12 protein-coding genes are annotated in these 16,582 nt (G+C 64.4%); 3 read left to right on the top strand and 9 right to left on the bottom strand.

The genetic code is table 11. The annotated features are described in order from the left end of the window. Positions 1–35 precede the first annotated feature (35 nt). Positions 36–470: a hypothetical protein gene (locus ACN0TK_RS11315; RefSeq protein WP_417309597.1), complete on the top strand. Its 435-nt coding sequence runs from the start codon at positions 36–38 to the stop codon at positions 468–470. On the opposite strand, the gene ACN0TK_RS11320 is transcribed toward ACN0TK_RS11315, so the two are convergent. The 3 genes from ACN0TK_RS11320 to ACN0TK_RS11330 form a co-directional block, all read right to left on the bottom strand. After that, positions 467–1,549 (bottom strand): hypothetical protein, encoded by a 1,083-nt coding sequence (locus ACN0TK_RS11320; RefSeq protein WP_417309598.1) that lies wholly within the window; start codon positions 1,547–1,549, stop codon positions 467–469. The genes ACN0TK_RS11315 and ACN0TK_RS11320 overlap by 4 nt on opposite strands. A gap of 121 nt (positions 1,550–1,670) precedes the next feature. Beyond that, entirely contained in the window at positions 1,671–1,991 is a 321-nt protein-coding gene (locus tag ACN0TK_RS11325) for a 2Fe-2S iron-sulfur cluster-binding protein (RefSeq protein WP_417309599.1), read from the bottom strand. 105 nt (positions 1,992–2,096) lie between these two features. Continuing rightward, on the bottom strand, positions 2,097–2,471 hold the full coding sequence (locus ACN0TK_RS11330; protein WP_417309600.1) for an Hpt domain-containing protein: 375 nt from the start codon (positions 2,469–2,471) through the stop codon (positions 2,097–2,099). A 348-nt stretch (positions 2,472–2,819) separates the two neighbouring features. Between ACN0TK_RS11330 and ACN0TK_RS11335 the strand changes: the two genes are divergently transcribed. Then, a complete protein-coding gene (locus ACN0TK_RS11335; RefSeq protein WP_417309601.1) occupies positions 2,820–8,384 on the top strand; it encodes a hypothetical protein in 5,565 nt (1,854 codons plus the stop codon). Positions 8,385–8,715: 331 nt separating this feature from the next. On the opposite strand, the gene ACN0TK_RS11340 is transcribed toward ACN0TK_RS11335, so the two are convergent. From ACN0TK_RS11340 to acs, 5 genes are all read right to left on the bottom strand, one after another. Next, on the bottom strand, positions 8,716–9,969 hold the full coding sequence (locus ACN0TK_RS11340; RefSeq protein WP_417309602.1) for an MFS transporter: 1,254 nt from the start codon (positions 9,967–9,969) through the stop codon (positions 8,716–8,718). Between the two features lie 162 nt (positions 9,970–10,131). Next, positions 10,132–10,953: a UDP-2,3-diacylglucosamine diphosphatase gene (locus tag ACN0TK_RS11345; RefSeq protein ID WP_417309603.1), complete on the bottom strand. Its 822-nt coding sequence runs from the start codon at positions 10,951–10,953 to the stop codon at positions 10,132–10,134. A 116-nt stretch (positions 10,954–11,069) separates the two neighbouring features. After that, positions 11,070–11,663 (bottom strand): LysE family translocator, encoded by a 594-nt coding sequence (locus ACN0TK_RS11350; RefSeq protein ID WP_417309604.1) that lies wholly within the window; start codon positions 11,661–11,663, stop codon positions 11,070–11,072. A gap of 64 nt (positions 11,664–11,727) precedes the next feature. Continuing rightward, the gene (locus ACN0TK_RS11355) at positions 11,728–12,843 is read right to left on the bottom strand and encodes a glycoside hydrolase family 3 N-terminal domain-containing protein (RefSeq protein ID WP_417309605.1); all 1,116 of its coding nucleotides are present in this window, start codon (positions 12,841–12,843) and stop codon (positions 11,728–11,730) included. Positions 12,844–12,966: 123 nt separating this feature from the next. Further along, positions 12,967–14,910 (bottom strand): acetate--CoA ligase, encoded by a 1,944-nt coding sequence (gene acs, locus ACN0TK_RS11360; protein WP_417309606.1) that lies wholly within the window; start codon positions 14,908–14,910, stop codon positions 12,967–12,969. Positions 14,911–15,065: 155 nt separating this feature from the next. On the opposite strand from acs, the gene ACN0TK_RS11365 reads away from it, so the two are divergent. Then, the gene (locus ACN0TK_RS11365) at positions 15,066–15,632 is read left to right on the top strand and encodes a hypothetical protein (protein ID WP_417309607.1); all 567 of its coding nucleotides are present in this window, start codon (positions 15,066–15,068) and stop codon (positions 15,630–15,632) included. A 21-nt stretch (positions 15,633–15,653) separates the two neighbouring features. Here ACN0TK_RS11365 and ACN0TK_RS11370 read toward each other — a convergent pair whose 3' ends face one another. Continuing rightward, on the bottom strand, positions 15,654–16,352 hold the full coding sequence (locus tag ACN0TK_RS11370; RefSeq protein ID WP_417309608.1) for a YjbE family putative metal transport protein: 699 nt from the start codon (positions 16,350–16,352) through the stop codon (positions 15,654–15,656). Positions 16,353–16,582: the final 230 nt, after the last annotated feature.

A 16,582-nucleotide genomic window follows, 5' to 3' on the forward strand; every position in this document is an offset into this window, starting at 1 on the left:
CGGTTGAAGAGCCCCTCGGCACGAAGGAGACGCAGATGACGGGACGATGGCTGGCCGCCGCTCTGGTGGCACTCGCGGGGCTCGGCGCGGGCACCGTACAGGCTGAGGACTTTCCGCGGGAGAGCTATGCCGAGGCGCAGAACGGCGTGGCGGCGCCCTTCGTGGGGCACTGGATGCTGCGCTATCCCGAGCCCGAAGGGACGATCGTTTCGGCGATCCTCGTCGATTGCGATGACCCCGTGGTGATCGAGGCCGTAGACGACACCACGATCGCCTATCGGTCGCCGGCCATGGATGCGCCCGTTCAATTCGCGCTGTCGGCATTCGCGGGGCGGACAAGCTGGTTCCCCGAGGCGGGCAACAGTTCGATCGCCGTCTGGCTGACCCCTGACCGTTTCCACATTTACCGCACCGACATCGGCAAGGCGGTGTGGGACGATCCGCGCCTGATGGAGCGCTGTGAGGCCTAAACTACCGGGCCGCGTGCTCTCAGCCGCATGCTTCCCCACACGCTCCAGAGCACGATCACCGTTACGATCACGACCTCCCCATTGACGTTCGCGAACGGGATATCGGCCGCAGCCAGTGCCAGGCCAACACAGATCGCGATCTGAACCAGTGCTATCGCAGCGAGCACCGCGCGCCCGGCCTTGAAGCCGCTCTGGTCGGGACCGGAGCGCACGACCAGCCGCGCATAAAGCACGATGGTCACAAGCAGCAGCAGGATGAAGGGTGGCATCCAGACCAAGTCGAGCTGCCACGGCACATTAAGAGGAACGATTGAGTAAACGAGTCCGGCAATGAAGTCCGCGATGTGACCGGCAATCAGCGGCGGCCAGACGAGAAGCGGACTCCAGCGGACCATGTTCTGGCCGGATGCAGTTACCCTTCGGCGCAGCGCCGTTGCCGTGAACACGGTCGCGGCGACTGCCGCCAGCAGCAGTCCCAGGAACAAGGCGATTGCCGGAACGCTGACGGCTCCCAACTGGCCAGCCCCCAAAAGTGCCGTCACGGAACCGCCGACCCCGGGCGCCCAGTATATGGTGAGGACGAGCCAAAATCCGCCCAGTTCCAGGTTGGGAACTTCAACACTGCGAGACAGGAAAATCAGCACGGCGACACCGGCGACGAGGCTCCCGACTGTCACCAGCAAGGAGCTGAGGTCGTTCGAGACGAGGCCCATTGCAAAGAAAGACCGGAAGAGCTCCAGCCCCTGCATCGCAGCCAGGAAAAGCGTCGCCGCGGCGATGACGATGTCAGCCCAAAGCAGCGCCCGCGTATTGGTCTGGAAATGTCGTGCCACGCCGGGAATTGCCAGCTTCGCCAACTGGAACAGAACCAGCACCGAGATCAGGGGACCAGGCCCCAGCGCCAAAATCGACAGGCCCTGCCGGCAGTCCGGCGACACCGCGACGCAGGCGGCGACGGCCTCGGGCTCGAGCCCCGGGATCGGTATGGACTGGCCGGCTATGACGATCAGACAGACAAGGGCGATCTTGGCAATGACAGACCAGTTCCAACTCGCGGCAACGCGGCGTGCTTCTGTCATCCCGCGTCGCTCCGTTTGCGCGTTGCAGTTGTTCGTATCCGCTAGAACACCCATCCAACCCGCAATACGGTCGACAACGAAACTCGCGGCAGGCGTCAGTCTCGTCGGCGCGGCATCGAACTCAGCCCTGGCGCTCCGGCACGTGGACGACGAGGCCGTCGAGTTCGTCCTTGACCTTGATCTGGCAGCTGAGGCGGCTGGTGGGTTTCACCTCATAGGCGAAATCCAGCATGTCCTCTTCCATCATCGAGGGGCCGCCGACCGTCTCGGACCAGGCGTCGTCAATATAGACATGGCAGGTGGCGCAGGTGCAGGCGCCGCCGCACTCGGCGACGATGCCGGGCACACCTTTCATGATGGCGGTTTCCATCACGGTCGCGCCGACTTCGCCCTCGGTCTCGTGCCGCGTGCCGTTGGATTCAATATAGGTGATGTGGGGCATAGGGTTCCGCTCGAAGTGTCCTCACGCATATAGCGGCGACACTGCCGGGCGGCAAGGCTGGCGGGCGCAAGGCTGGTGAGCGCAAGACTGGTGAGCGCCTGGGGCTCAGGCAGCGACGAGGCGGGAGATATAGTCGCGGCACTCGGTCACCGCTTCAGCGATCTCGTCAACCCACTCGGGATTGACGTCGGCGCCGTCGCGCAAGGCCCCTTCGGCATGGGCCACGAGATCGCGGACTGTCGCCGCCCCAACACCGGCGGCAGCGCTGCGTAAGGTGTGCAAATTCCGCAGCAGATCGGGCACCGTGGTGGACGTCTCGATCCGCTCAAGATAGACCAAGGACATATCGGAATAGAGGCGAAGAACTTCATCCTGGAGCCCGGGGTCCCCGAGGGACTGCCGCTCCAGATGTACCATGTCGATCGGACCGCCGCGCTGCGGCATGGCCTGCTCGTGCATGCGTATTGAATGTTCGCTCATCGGACTACCCCCAAACCGTCCCGGGCATGAGCTGCTCGGGATCGTTGGAAATGAGGCTATCGATCCGCGTTGAAAGGCCGCTTAAGTGGAATGGTGCAATGCCACCGATCGCGTTAACCAAGCGGTCCACTGCAAAATTAACCTTTGCTTAAGAAAGCGTTCGGTTTGCCTTAAATTGAATGTATGTTTGGGGTTCACCTAGCGTGCGGCGACGTGAGGTATGGGTCGATATGCGTAATTTTAGTCGCATTTTACCCTGTTTGGACGCTTTCCCTGAATACGGGTTAGTCCAAGACAACTCACGACGTCCGGTACCGCACGTACGCCGAATGCGAGAGTTGTAGAGTAATGGCAAAAAAGACATCCCAGTCCCAGAACGATCCCGCCACCCTCGCGTTTTCGGCCGTGGAGGACGCGCTGAAAGACTCGGTCTTCGCTGATCTCGATCAGCCCGAAGCCGCCGCCAGCGCCCCCAAGGAAGCCAAGGAAAAAGAGAAGCCCGGCCCCAAGCCGGTGCAGCGCGACACCTCGGCGCGCTCCGAACGCCAGCGCACTGCCGACAAGTTCGCGGCGCAGACCGGCTCGGTCGCCAATGACGACCGCTTCCAGTCCTCGAAGATCCTGTATGGCCTGCAGGCCAAGTCCTCCGGCGCGCCGACCATGGTCGCGACGCTGATCGCCGTGGGCTGGGTCGTCGCCGTCGCGCTGATCGCGCTCATCCGCAATGGCAGCGACATGGCCTCGCCCGCCTTCTTCGGGTCCAATGATTTCATCGGTCTGGTGGCACTTGCCGTTATTCCGGTTCTCGGCATTTTCGCCGTTTCGACGCTGGTGCGCCGTGCCCACGAGCTGCGCAATGCCGCTGCCGCGGTGACACAGGCCGCGATCCGCCTCGCTGAGCCCGAAACCACGGCGTCCGAAAAGGTCGCCTCTGTCGGCCAGGCCGTGCGCCGCGAAGTCAATGCGCTCGGCGACGGGCTGGAGCGGGCGCTGAGCCGCGCCGGCGAGCTCGAAGTGATGATCCACAACGAGGTCACCGCGCTCGAACGCACCTATTCCGACAATGAATCGCGCATGCGCGCCCTGATCCAGGAACTGGCCAGCCAGCGCGAAGCCGTGATCACCAATACCGAGCGGGTGCGCGAAGCGATCACCGAGAGCCACACCGGCCTGGTGTTCGACCTCGACATGATCTCGCAGCGCATTTCGGGCACCATCGTCGAATCCGGCGGCAACCTGACCAAGGCGCTGGAAACCGCCGGCAACTCGCTGAACGGCGCTTTCGGCGAGCGCACAGAGAGCTTCGTGTCGCTGATCGATCAGCGCACCTCGAGCCTGCTGAGCGCGCTCGATGACAGCGCCAGCCAGATCAACGTCACGCTCGAGGACCGTTCGAACACCATTTCGGGTGCCTTCGAGAGCCGCACGCAGGAGTTGAGCGCAGTCATCGACGGACGGACCGAAGCGCTGACCGAGGCGCTGGACAGCCGCGCCATGACGCTGTCGGACGCGATCGACAACCGCACCTCCTCGCTGGCCAAACTGCTGAGCCAGGGCGGCATCACCCTGCTCGATCAGCTGCGTGACCGCGGCCATGAAGTGTCGAGTGCGCTCGACATGATCGGGACCCGCATCGCCACCGACATCACGGGCCGGGCCCGCGAAGCCGAGCAGCTGCTGGGCGGGCTGAGCCACCAGCTCGACGAACAGGTGCAGATCCAGGTTAATTCGATGGAAAGCCGGCTGCAGTCGGCGATGATCGAGCTCAGCGGCGCCCTCGACGACACGACGGAACGGGCCCGCGTCACCCTCACCGGTGCCGGTTCGCAGAACCTGGCGCAGTTCGATGCGCGGCTCGACGAAATTGCCGTCGTCATCGACAATCGCCTGCAGACGCTGGACGGCGTCATCGGCGACAAGGGCGAGAAGCTGGTCGCGGCGATGGACAAGCACAACGCGAGCTTTGCCGCCCGTGCCAATGTGCTGGAGATCGCGCTCGACGAGAAGTCCGAGCATTTCAACGAGCTGGTCGGCCAGCGCACCCGCGAAATGACCGAGACGCTGGGCCAGCGCTCCAAGCAGATTACCGAAACGATCGCCAACCGCAGCCGCGAGCTGTCGGATGCGCTGGAAGGCCATACCGAGGTCATCGGCACGGCGCTCGACGAGCGCACGCAGCTGCTCGGCGATACCCTGGATAGCCGCACCCAGACGCTCAACGCAGCGCTCGAAGCGCGCAATGCCGACTTCATCGAGACCTTCTCGGGCCGCACGGCAGAGATCGACGACACGCTGTCGAACCGTACCCGCGAGCTTGAGCTGGCGCTGACGACCCGCACCAACGAGCTGGAGCAGGCAATCACCAGCCGCACCGGCGAGTTCGGCGCGACGCTGTCCGGCCATACCTCGACCTTCGAAAAAGCCCTCGCCGCGCGCACCGGCGAACTCTCCGAAGCGCTGGCAGGTCGGACCAGCGAGCTTTCCGAGGCCCTTGTCGGGCGGACGAGCGAACTGGATCAGGCGATTGCCGGCCGGGCCCGCGAAATGGATCACACCCTGACCCAGCACGTCGCGGCGTTCGACAAGACGATTTCGGGCCACGCGCAGGCGCTGGACACGACGATCCTCAATCACGCGCAGACCCTCGACACTTCGCTGAACGAGCGCAGCAATCAGATCGACCAGGCGATTGCCGCCCGGGCCGAGGCGCTGAGCGGAACGCTCGACCAGCACGGCCAGGCCATGAGCTCGGCGCTGGACGAACGCACCCAGGTGCTGGCGCAGACCGTCGCCGCCCGTTCGAACGAGCTGTCGGAAGCGCTGAACACGCGCACCCAGCAGCTTGGCGAAACGCTCGGCTCGCACACCTCGAGCCTCGCCGATGCGATCGGTGAGCGGACCAGCCAGCTGGCCAGCACGATCGATGCGCAGAGTGCCAGCGCCCAGGAGCGCCTGGATGCCAGCCTGCGTAATGTGAACGACACCATGACCTCGCGCGCCGAGGCTGTGTCGACCGTCATCGCGTCGAAGGTTTCCGAAGTCAGCGAGAACCTCAACCGTGGGGTGGAAAACGCGATCCTGCGCATGGCCGATGCCGAAACGGGAATCAACGACCGGATCGATGGCGCGGCCTCGACGGTGGGCGACAGCGCCCGCAAGGCCGCCGACATCATCGAGACCGGCGTCAACTCGGCCCGCAAGGCGATCACCGACACGGTCGACCAGCGTCTGGGCACCCTGCCCGAGGCGATCACCGCCCGCGCCGACATCACGGCCGAGCGCCTGTCGTCGCTGAACACGGCGATCAACACTGCCCTCGTGCAGTCGATGACCGATCTCGAATCCGGCGCCGACCGGATCGAGGAGACGATCTCGCGCCGCATCGTGATGGCAACCGAGAACATCACCCAGGACGTCAACGCGACGGCCGACCGGATGGACCTTGCCGTGCGCGGTGCGCTCGAGCAGATCCGCGCCGTGTCGGGCGAAGTCGACGAGCTGGTCTCGGTCAAGGCCGTAGCCGCAGCCGACGCGATCGGCAGCAAGGTCGACGACATCAACCGCGTCGTGGGCGAAAAGACCGATGCCTTCTCGGCGCTGGTGAGCGACAAGTCGGCCCAGCTCGAAATGTCCCTCAACAACCACCAGAACGTGCTGAACCACGCGCTGGAGGAAAGCGCCCGTGGCGCCGAAGAGCTGATGGGTCAGTCGACCTCGCGCATCCTCACCGATGTGACGACGGCACTGGGCAAGCTCAACGACTCCAACATCCTGCTGCAGAACGTTCTGGATGCCTCGACGGCGAACCTCGCCAATCTCGAGACCAGCGTGGCGCAGCAGACCTCGACCTATTCGAACACGGTACGCGAGGCGATCGAATCGACCGAGCAGGCCGGCCTCATGGTCACCGAGCATGTGGGGGCCCTGCGCACCTCGATCTCCTCGATGGTCGAAGAGTTCGGCACCATGCTGGGCAGCCTCGACGAAGAGGCCCGCTCGATCGACAAGGCCGCCGACAACCTGAACTCGACCAGCAATTTCGCGGTCACGATGCTCGACGAGCGTCGCGAAGCGATGGATACGCTGGCCACGACCTTCAGTGCCCGCGCCGACGAGATCGACGGCCGGATGCGTGGCTTTGCTCAGAACATCGCCGAAACGGTCGAGGATACCGAGCAGCGGTTGCTGTCGGCCCGCGAGGCGATGGAGCAGCTGCTGGCCTCGACGACGACGCATGTCACCGAGACCATCGAGACAACGTCCGGTTCGATCAATTCGGCCCTCGACGACCAGACCAACCGTCTGCAGAGCGTGCTGACCAGCACTGCGGATCAGGTCCATGCCTCGCTGAGCTCGACCACCGAGAGCCTCGAGACGGCTCTGGGCTCGACCGCCGAGAGGATGCAGTTCGTTCTCAGCAGCACGGCCAACGACGTTCAGGAATCGCTCAACGCAACGACGCAGAACCTTGAGACGGCCCTGGGCTCGACCGCCGAGAAGATGCAGATCGTCCTCGGCAGCACCGCCAACGAGGTGCAGGAGTCGCTCAACGCGACGTCGCAGAACCTCGAGACCGCGCTGGGTTCGACCACCGAGCGTCTCGAGACCGCGCTCGGTGCGACCACCGACAAGGTTCAGAACGTGCTCAGCAGCACAGCCAATCAGGTTCAGGAATCGCTCAACGCGACGACACAGAACCTCGAAACCGCGCTGGGTTCGACGACCGAGCATCTCGAAACCGCGCTCGGCGCGACCACCGAGAAGATGGAACAGGTGCTGGGCAGCAACCGCACGCAGCTCGACGAGGCGCTGACGGCAAGCTCGACCCAGGTCAAGGAAGCGCTGAGCAAGAGCACCAATGTGCTGGAGGAGGCGCTGGAGAATACCTCGCATCGCGTGGCAACCCAGCTCACCTCGTTCACCAGCACGGCGGGTTCGGAAAGCCAGCGGGCATCGGATGCCCTGCGCCAGACGCAGCAGACGATGATCCTCGAAATGCAGCAGGCACTCGAAGAGGCAACGCATCGCTTCAACGAAACCGCTGCCGCCATGCGCGCCACGGCCAAGGAAGTCGGCGCCGAGCTCGAATCGACCCGCTCGGAACTGGCCCGCGGCGTGATGGAACTGCCCGAGGAAACCCGCGAGAGCGCCGCTGCAATGCGTCGCGTCGTAGCCGAGCAGATCGAAGCGCTGAGCGAGCTCAACGCCATCGTGCGGGCCCAGCCGGCCACGCATGACCTGAACGACCGTCGCCCGCCGCGGGACGAGACCCCGGCACCGCGCAGCAAGCCCGAGCCGGCACGCCAGCCCGAGCCGTCGCGTCAGGCCGAGGCGTCTCGCCCCCGCTTTGCGGCCATGCCAGATGTGCCGGCCCCGCGTCAGCCGACCCCGGCAAAGGAGACGCGGCCTGCCCCGCAGCCGGCCAAGGCCAGCAGCGAAGCGTCCGGCAAGTCGGAAGAAGGTGGCGGCTGGCTGCGCGACGTGTTGCGCAATGCTTCGGGCCCGAGCACGGCTCAGGCCGACGCCAAGCCCGCGGCTACCCCGGCTCCGGCCCCGGCTCAGGACGAACCCAAGGGCCAGAACCTCAGCACGCTGACCGAGGAAATCGCCAAGGCGATCGACTCCAAGGCGCTGGCCGAGGCCTGGCAGCGGTATCAGGGTGGCGAGCAGAACGTCTTCTCGCGCCGGATCTATACGCTGACCGGTCAGGGTACCTATGACGAAGTGCGCAAGCGCCTGCAGCGCGACAGCGATTTCGCCAAGACCGCAACCAGCTACATGTCCGAGTTCGAGCAGTTGCTGAAGCGTGCCGCCGCCGGCTCCGACCCTGCCGGTGAGACCCGCGAGTATCTGCTGAGCGATCGTGGCCGGGTCTACACCATGCTAGCCCATGCGAGCGGCCGGCTCGGCTGACCGCTCATAAGTTGACCTCACTGACGGCCCCGCGTCTCGCGACGTGGGGCCTTTTTCTTTGCGAGGTTGTGCTGGTGTCGGCTGGCCGGCACCGCGCCTGGCGGCGAGGATCTTCGGCTCTTTGATAGGCGAGGCTGAAACCGGAACGCTGCGCTCGCGCCGCCCAATCCGAAAGATCGGCAATTGCCCCTGGCTAGGGAAACACGCAGGGGCGACCGGCCGGCGGCTGCACGGTCGACGCCAGCTTCGCCCCAGCCCCGGTCGCGGTCCACCAGGGCCGAACTACCAGATGTGCGGCAGCCTAAGGCTGCGGGCACTCTTTGCCCTTTGCTCAGTTGCGCGGTTCGGCGCCCTGCGGCGGCAGCGGGCCCGGATCGGCGAGCGGCAGATCGTCGGCGGTCGTCGGCTGGTTGGCGGCCGATTTCAGCCGCAGCGACAGCGCGACGAGGCCGGCACCGACGGCGACATAGGCGGCGAGAATGGCCCAGGCAAAATCGCCGAAATTGGCGTAGCACCAGCCCATGCCGACCAGCACGATGACACTCATCGCCTGCTGCAGAACGAAGGAGAAACCCTGCGCCTCGGCGGCGATCTCCTCGGTGGTCCAGTTGGCGATGAAATACATGCCGCCCAGATAGCCGACCGCAAAGGTGATGGCATGCAGCATCTGCAGGCCGAACAGCAGCCACAGCGGTGGCGCGAACGCCATGGCGCCATAGCGGACCACCGCGACGAGGCAGGCGAACATGATGAGATGGCGGGCCGAAACCTTTATCTTGAGCCGTCGCCAGGCGAACATCATCACGGCCTCGGCGCCCGCCATAACGGCGATCAGCGGACCGATCCACGCCTCGGAAATGCCCTGGCGGGTCCATGACAGCGCAGCGAAGGCGCCAAGTGCGCCGTGGGTGGAATAGAGAAATCCGAGCCCGAGCAGCGCGATGACGAACCAGGGTTTCAGGACCTCGCCCATGCGGCTGGCCCCAGCCGGGCGCGTCGTGGGCTTCGGCTTCTCGCCGCTGCGGAACACCGGCAATTGCAGCGACACCAGCGCCCGAATGGCGGCCACGCCGACGAACAGCGGCACGAAAGCGGCGTCGCCGAACGTTGCAACCAGCCCACCGACCAGCAGCGTGGTCAAGACGAAGCCGATGGTGCCCCAGCCGCGGATGAAGGCGAAATCGCTGCCGCGGCGCTCGGTCATGCGCATCGTCGCGGCATCGGTGACCGGCACCAGCGAAAAGGCCGGCATGATGGTCATCATCCACACCAGCAGGATGCTCCAGAAGCCGGAGACGAACCACAGGCCGGTGGCTGCCGCGGCGGCGAGCAGCGCCAGCACGATGATGACGCTACGCCAGTCCTTGGCGCGATCGGCGAGCCGGCCGATGAAGACATTGATGGCCAGCATGGCCAGCACCGGCGCGGCATTGATGAAGCCGATCTCGTCGGCGTTCATGCCCTGGTTGGTCAGCCAGATGCCGAGATAGACGGAGGAAACGGCGTTGGTGCCGAAGACGGTGGAATGAAAGACGGAGGCGCGCAGCTCGGGCGAGCGGCGCCACGCATCGAAAATGGCAGGCATGAAAAGGCTCCGGGCGGACGACTCCGCCGCGCCGCGCACAGTGGCGACGATGGCGCGAAAGATCAACCTGCGCCCTGCCCGATCGCTCCGGTGCTCGCAGAATCGCGGGGCCGACCCAAGCGAAGTCAGTCGCGTGTCTTGGCCCCGGCTGGTGGCCCAGACTCAGGCTTCGGGCGTCGTGGCCTTACGGGCCCGGCGGCCGCGCCGGCGGCGATGCCGCGCGGTGGATGGTGGCTCGGTCCAGTGGACGAGTTCGAGCTCGCCCTCCTCGGTTTCGACCACCGCGGTGCAGCTTTCCACCCAGTCACCGGTGTTGACGTAGTGCACGCCGGTGCGCTCGTGCATGTCGGCATAATGGATATGGCCGCAAATGACGCCGTCGGCGCCGGCATCGCGGGCCTCAAGCGTCAGCGCTTCCTCGAAGCGGCCGATGACCGACACGGCGTTCTTCACCTTCTGCTTGGCCCAGGCCGACAGCGACCAATAGCCGAAGCCGAGCCGGCGGCGCACCCAGTTGGTGACGATGTTGACGCGCAGCGCGAAGCGATAGGCCCAGTCGCCGACATGGGCGAGCCATTTGGCATGGGCGACGACGACGTCGAACTGATCGCCATGGATCACCAGATAGGATTTACCCTGAGCCGTGGTGTGGATGTAGCGATCGACGAATTCGACCTCGCCGAAATAGGTGCCGAGATACTCGCGCAGGAACTCGTCGTGATTGCCCGGCAGCACCACGATGCGCGTGCCGGCCAGGGCCTTGGTCAGAAAGATGTCGATCAACTGGTGATATTCGACCGGCCAGTGCCAGGATTTCGCCAGGCGCCAGCCATCGACGATATCGCCGACGAGATAGATGACATCGGCATCATGGCAGCGCAGGAAATCGATGAGCTGGATGATGCGGGTCGGGCGCATGCCGAGGTGTACGTCGGACAGGAACAGTGCCCGGTAGTGCTGGCTCTGCGTGCCCTGTTCGCTCATGACGTTCTCCTGCCGGGATCGAGCCGACCTTATAGCAGACCGGTCGCGGACCGGAATGGAATTGCCTCAGCGGCGCTGCCGCATGGGGATAACTCCCGCATGGCGCCGTACACCGGCTATAGCAGAAACAGGATCACCGCGACGACCATCAGCGCGGCCAGCACATAGCCGACATAGCGCTCGCCACCCGTGCGTTCGAGTAGCGCCTTGATGCCGGAGCCGCCGGCGAGCCAGGCGATGGCCGACACCGAGCCGACGAGCACGCAGGCGATGGTCAGCATGGCCAGCGAGACCAGCTTGCCGTCCCCCGGCACGACCATCAGCACGGTGAAGGAAACGGCCATGGCCCAGGCCTTGGGATTGACCCACTGGAACAGCGCCGCCTGGATGAAGCGCAGCGGCCGGCTCTTGGCGTCGACATCGCCGATTTTGATGCCGATCAGGTGCCAGGCGAGCCAGAGGAAATAGGCCGCGGCGACGAACTTGAGGACGGTTTTCAGCCAAGGAAAGGCCGTGAACACCTCGCCCAGCCCGAGGCCGACGACAAACACCATCAGCGGGAAGCCGAAGACGATGCCGAACATGTGCGGCAGGGTGCGGGTGATGCCGAAGCGGGCGCCCGAAGCCATCAGCATCAGGTTGTTCGGGCCCGGCGTGAAAAACGACGGGACGGCTGCTGCGAGAAAGGCCAGCAGCGCGGCGGAGTCCATGACGTCACCCATTTAGGTCAGCAATACTGACCCTATAGCGAGACCCGAGCCGACTTGCAACCGATCAGTTGGCGAGCCGGCGCTTGAGGGCGACGATGCGCTTGTAGCTCTCCTCGATCCGTGCCCGCACTGCCGGGTCAGCCTCGGCCGCGGTGACGAGGATTTTGCGGATATCGGCACCGATCGACTGACGTGGCCGGGCGGTATTGGAAAACAGCAGGATATCGGCCCCGGCCAGCACCGCGCGTTTAACGCGGTCGGCCAGCGGGTAGTGCTTCAGCACGGCGCCCATTTCGAGATCATCGGTGACAACGACGCCCTGAAAGCCGAGGTCGTCGCGCAGCACGTCCTCGATCCAGACCTTCGACAGGCTGGCCGGAGCACCGCTGCCGTTGGGGTCATAATCGGCGTTGTAGATATGGGCCGACATGACCATGTCGATCTGTCCCGTGTTGACCAGATCGCGGAAAACGTCGAGCTCGGCCTGTTTCCAGGTGCCGGTGACGTCGACGAAGCCTTCATGGGTGTCGCCGGTGGACGAGCCGTGACCCGGGAAGTGCTTGATGGCGGTCAGCACATCGGCGGCATGGTGCGCGGTGATGAAGGCGAGGTCGTAGTCGACCACTTCGGACACCTTGTCGCTGAACGAGCGGCCGTATTTGGCGATCACCGGGTTGGACTTGTTGACGTTGAGATCGGCCACCGGCCCGAAATTGAGGTTGAAACCATTGGCGGCGATCCCCGCTGCCATCTTGCCATAGACCTTGCGGGCGCCTGCCGGGCTGTTTGCCGCCGCCACATCGGCCGCCGAAGGGGTTTCGGGGAAGCCGACGGCTTTGGTGAGGCGCTCGACAAGCCCGCCCTCCTGATCGAGGGCAATAAAGGGCGGCAGATCGGGACTGGCGTCGCGGAAGGCCGCGTTCATCGCCTTGACGGCCTTGAGGCTCGCAACATTGGTCTTCAGATACATGACGCCGCCGATGCCCCCGGCTGCGATCTCGTCGCGAAGCGCGATGATCGACTTGTCGTTCACCGAGTCGCCCTGAAAGCCGACGAGGATCATCTGTCCTGCCATCTGCTCGAGCGACTGGGCGCTGGCCGGTGCGGTTGCGGCGATGGCGGAAGCGAGGACGAGGCCGGCGGACAGCCGGGCCAGCAGACGGACAACAGAACGGGGCAAGGACCGACTCACGACAGCGTTGAAGTTATCGCAATCTGCCCGGCAATTGTGGCGAAAGGAAACGAGCCGCCTGCTTACGAATCAAGACGGCGGGGACCAGGCCCCCGCCGTGTTGTCTGCCGCTCAGCGGTTCTGGCGGTTGTCGATCAGATCGTTGACGACCGACGGATCGGCGAGGGTCGTCGTGTCGCCGAGGGCGCCATAGTCGTTCTCGGCGATCTTGCGCAGGATGCGGCGCATGATCTTGCCGGAGCGGGTTTTCGGCAGGCCGGGCGAGAATTGGATGTGATCGGGGCTGGCGATCGGCCCGATCTCCTTGCGCACCCAGTTGCGCAGCTCGGTCTTGAGCGCATCGTCGCCGACTTCGCCGGTCATCAGGGTGATGTAGGTGTAAATCCCCTGCCCCTTGATGTCGTGCGGATAGCCGACCACGGCGGCCTCTGCCACCTTGGGATGGGCGACCAGCGCGCTTTCGATCTCGGCGGTGCCGATCCGGTGGCCGGAGACGTTGAGCACGTCATCGACGCGACCGGTGATCCAGTAATAGCCATCCTCGTCGCGGCGGCAGCCGTCGCCAGTGAAGTAGTAGCCCTTGTACTGGGTGAAATAGGTCTGCACGAAGCGATCGTGATCGCCATAGACGGTGCGCATCTGGCCGGGCCAGCTGTCGGCGATGGCGAGGACGCCCTCGGCTTTCGTTTCCTCCTGCACCACGCCATCGGGCGACAGGATGACCGGCTGCACGCCGAAGAAGGGCTTTGTTGCCGAGCCGGGCTTGGTGGGAATGGCGCCGGGGAACGGGGCGATCATGTGCCCGCCGGTCTCGGTCTGCCACCAGGCATCAACGATGGTGCAACGGCCCTTGCCGACATGCTCGTGGTACCACATCCAGGCCTGCGGATTGATCGGCTCACCGACCGTGCCGAGCAGGCGCAGCGAGGGCATGTCGTATTTGTCGGCATATTCGGCGCCGGCACCCATCAGCGCGCGGATGGCGGTGGGCGCGGTGTGGAAGATGTTGACCTTGTGCTTTTCGACTACCTGCCAGAAGCGCGAGGCATCGGGATAGCTTGGCACGCCCTCGAACATCAGCGTCGTCGCACCGTTCGCCAACGGGCCGTAGACGATATAGGTGTGGCCGGTGATCCAGCCGACGTCGGCGGTGCACCAGAAGACGTCGCCATCGTGATAGTCGAAGCTCAACTGGTGGGTGAGCGAGCCATAGACCAGATAGCCGCCGGTGGTGTGCAGCACGCCCTTGGGCTTGCCGGTCGAGCCCGAGGTATAAAGGATGAACAGCGGGTCCTCGGCGTTCATCGGCTCGGGCGGGCAGTCGTCGGAGACATTGCCGACGACATCGTCGTACCAGACGTCGCGGCCGTCCTGCATCGCCACGTCGTTTCCGGTGTTGCGTACAACGACCACGGTCTTGACACCGGAGACCTTCTGAAGCGCATCATCGACGTTCTTTTTCAACGGAATGGTGCGGCCACCGCGGCGGCCCTCATCGGCGGTCAGCACGACGTGCGACTGGCAATCCTCGATGCGGTTGGCGATCGAATCGGGCGAAAAGCCGCCAAAAATCACCGAATGCACGGCGCCGATGCGCGCGCAGGCGAGCATGGCCACTGCCGTATCGACGATCATCGGCATGTAGATGGTGACGCGGTCGCCCTTCTTGACGCCCTGGGCCTTCAGCACATTGGCGAAGCGGCAGACGCGGGTATGGAGCTCGCGATAGGTGACCTCAGCCTGGGTCGAGGGATCGTCGCCCTCCCAGATGATGGCGACCTGATCGCCGCGCGTCTCGAGATGCCGGTCAATGCAATTGGCAGAAACGTTGAGAACGCCGTCCTCGTACCATTTGATGGAAATGTCCGGATAGGCGTAGCTGGTGTTCTTGATGATGGTCGGCGCTTTGATCCAGTCGAGCCGTTCGCTCTGCTCTTTCCAGAAACCATCGGGGTCGCTGATCGAGCGGGCGTACATCTGCTCATACTGTTCGGCCGTGACATGGGTGTTGGCCTTGGCGGCATCGCTCGGCTCAAAGACCTGATCGTCGCTCATGGTCGCGCTCCTCCTTGTTTGATTTCGTTCTAGCCAAGCGCGCCTGTGCCAGCAAGCGCAGCGGCAGCAGATGCTTTTAGGGCAATAGAAACCGTGACGATAAACGGTTTGGCTGGGCTTTTGGGCGAGACTGGCCCCACTCAGAGGGGATGCGCATGAGCAAGCTTGGCTATCACGCGGCAACGGCCGCCGAAATCGACATGATTCACGACCGGCTCATGGAAGTGATCGATGAGTCCGAATATTATTCGGATCGTTTCAAGACGCATGAAAAAGCGCGGCTCAGCAAAGGGTATCTGCGCGCGCTGCAGCGCGTGGACCCCTATCACGTGATCATCCTCACCGTGGATGGCGAGCCGGGTGGCGGCCTGATCTCCGGGCCGGAATGCGGTGCGATCTTCCGCTATTGGAGCTGGATCTTCCCGTCACATCGCAAGAGCCGACTGGGCCTGCATGGCATGCGGATCTTCGACGAGCACTGGGACAACGGCAAGTTCCACAAGGCCTTTACCTTTGTCCGCCCGGAAAACGAGGTCGCCCTCGCCCTGCTCCGCCGCTACGGCTACGAACAAACGACGATCCTGCGCCAGCACATTTTCGGGCAGGATTATGTGGTGATGGAAAAGTTCTACACCAAAACCACCGACGATTATGATTCCGGCATGGCCATGGGCCGCGTCGCGCGCTTCCGGGCTCGTGTCGACACGCTGCTCGGACGCTAGCGCCCGAGTGCCGGGCTTGCCTTAGTGCACCACTGTGGTGGCGGCGCTCTTGATGAAGGGAATGGCCGGCAGGCTGTGGTCCAGCAGCTGATCCGCCCCCTCGTAGAGCATGCGGACAGCGACGTAGAGAATGACCACAAGGCCAATCCAGGCAATCCAGCGGAAGCGGTGCAACAGGCCGGCAATCAGCGAGGCGGCAACGCCCATCATCAACACCGACAGGCCCAGCCCGAAGATCAGCGCGATCTCGTGATGCTGCGCCGCACCGGCCACCGCCAGCACATTGTCGAGCGACATGGACACGTCGGCGATGATGATCTGCGTCACGGCCTGGCGCAGGCTCTTTTTCGGCGCGCGCTTGGCGACCGTCCCGTCCGCATTGAGATCGCTGTCCGCCACCGCCTCCATGGCATCTTCATGCTGCTCGGGCGGCGTCGCGATCTCGCGATACATCTTCCAGCAGACCCACAGCAGCAGCAGGCCGCCAGCGATCAGCAGGCCACCGCCGAGTTCGAGCAGTTGGGCGGTAATGAGGGCGAAGCAGATGCGCAGCACTGTCGCCGCGCCGATACCGATCAGAATCGCCTTGGCACGCACGTCCTTGGGCAGACCCGCTGCCGCGAGGCCGATAACGACAGCGTTGTCCCCGGCCAGCACCAGATCGATCAGAATGACCTGCACAAATGCCGAAAACAGTGAGGGATCGATCCCAAAAGGCATGAGTGCAGTCTCCTGAAGTTGCGTCGCGAAGAAACCGTGGTGGCGTCGCACGCGCTATGTAGGGGCATAACGCGAAAGCCTCAAGCTTGGCACCCGGCACCGAAAGATATTTGTGCTTTGCTGGCGCCGGCGGCTGCGCCAACAATGAGCGACGACCAGAATCACCGCAGAAAACCCCCGTGCCGCCTCCAGACGCCCCAGCCGCCACAGCCGCTTCGGCGCCAGTGTGG

This window comes from Devosia sp. (assembly GCF_048261455.1).
Taxonomy (GTDB): domain Bacteria; phylum Pseudomonadota; class Alphaproteobacteria; order Rhizobiales; family Devosiaceae; genus Devosia_A.

Bases quoted from the DNA above. Each gene is read 5' to 3' on its own strand.
- ACN0TK_RS11315 (WP_417309597.1), top strand. From the start codon at position 36: ATGACGGGACGATGGCTGGCCGCCGCTCTGGTGGCACTCGCGGGGCTC.
- ACN0TK_RS11320 (WP_417309598.1), bottom strand. From the start codon at position 1,549: ATGACAGAAGCACGCCGCGTTGCCGCGAGTTGGAACTGGTCTGTCATT.
- ACN0TK_RS11325 (WP_417309599.1), bottom strand. From the start codon at position 1,991: ATGCCCCACATCACCTATATTGAATCCAACGGCACGCGGCACGAGACC.
- ACN0TK_RS11330 (WP_417309600.1), bottom strand. From the start codon at position 2,471: ATGAGCGAACATTCAATACGCATGCACGAGCAGGCCATGCCGCAGCGC.
- ACN0TK_RS11335 (WP_417309601.1), top strand. From the start codon at position 2,820: ATGGCAAAAAAGACATCCCAGTCCCAGAACGATCCCGCCACCCTCGCG.
- ACN0TK_RS11340 (WP_417309602.1), bottom strand. From the start codon at position 9,969: ATGCCTGCCATTTTCGATGCGTGGCGCCGCTCGCCCGAGCTGCGCGCC.
- ACN0TK_RS11345 (WP_417309603.1), bottom strand. From the start codon at position 10,953: ATGAGCGAACAGGGCACGCAGAGCCAGCACTACCGGGCACTGTTCCTG.
- ACN0TK_RS11350 (WP_417309604.1), bottom strand. From the start codon at position 11,663: ATGGACTCCGCCGCGCTGCTGGCCTTTCTCGCAGCAGCCGTCCCGTCG.
- acs (WP_417309606.1), bottom strand. From the start codon at position 14,910: ATGAGCGACGATCAGGTCTTTGAGCCGAGCGATGCCGCCAAGGCCAAC.
- ACN0TK_RS11365 (WP_417309607.1), top strand. From the start codon at position 15,066: ATGAGCAAGCTTGGCTATCACGCGGCAACGGCCGCCGAAATCGACATG.
- ACN0TK_RS11370 (WP_417309608.1), bottom strand. From the start codon at position 16,352: ATGCCTTTTGGGATCGATCCCTCACTGTTTTCGGCATTTGTGCAGGTC.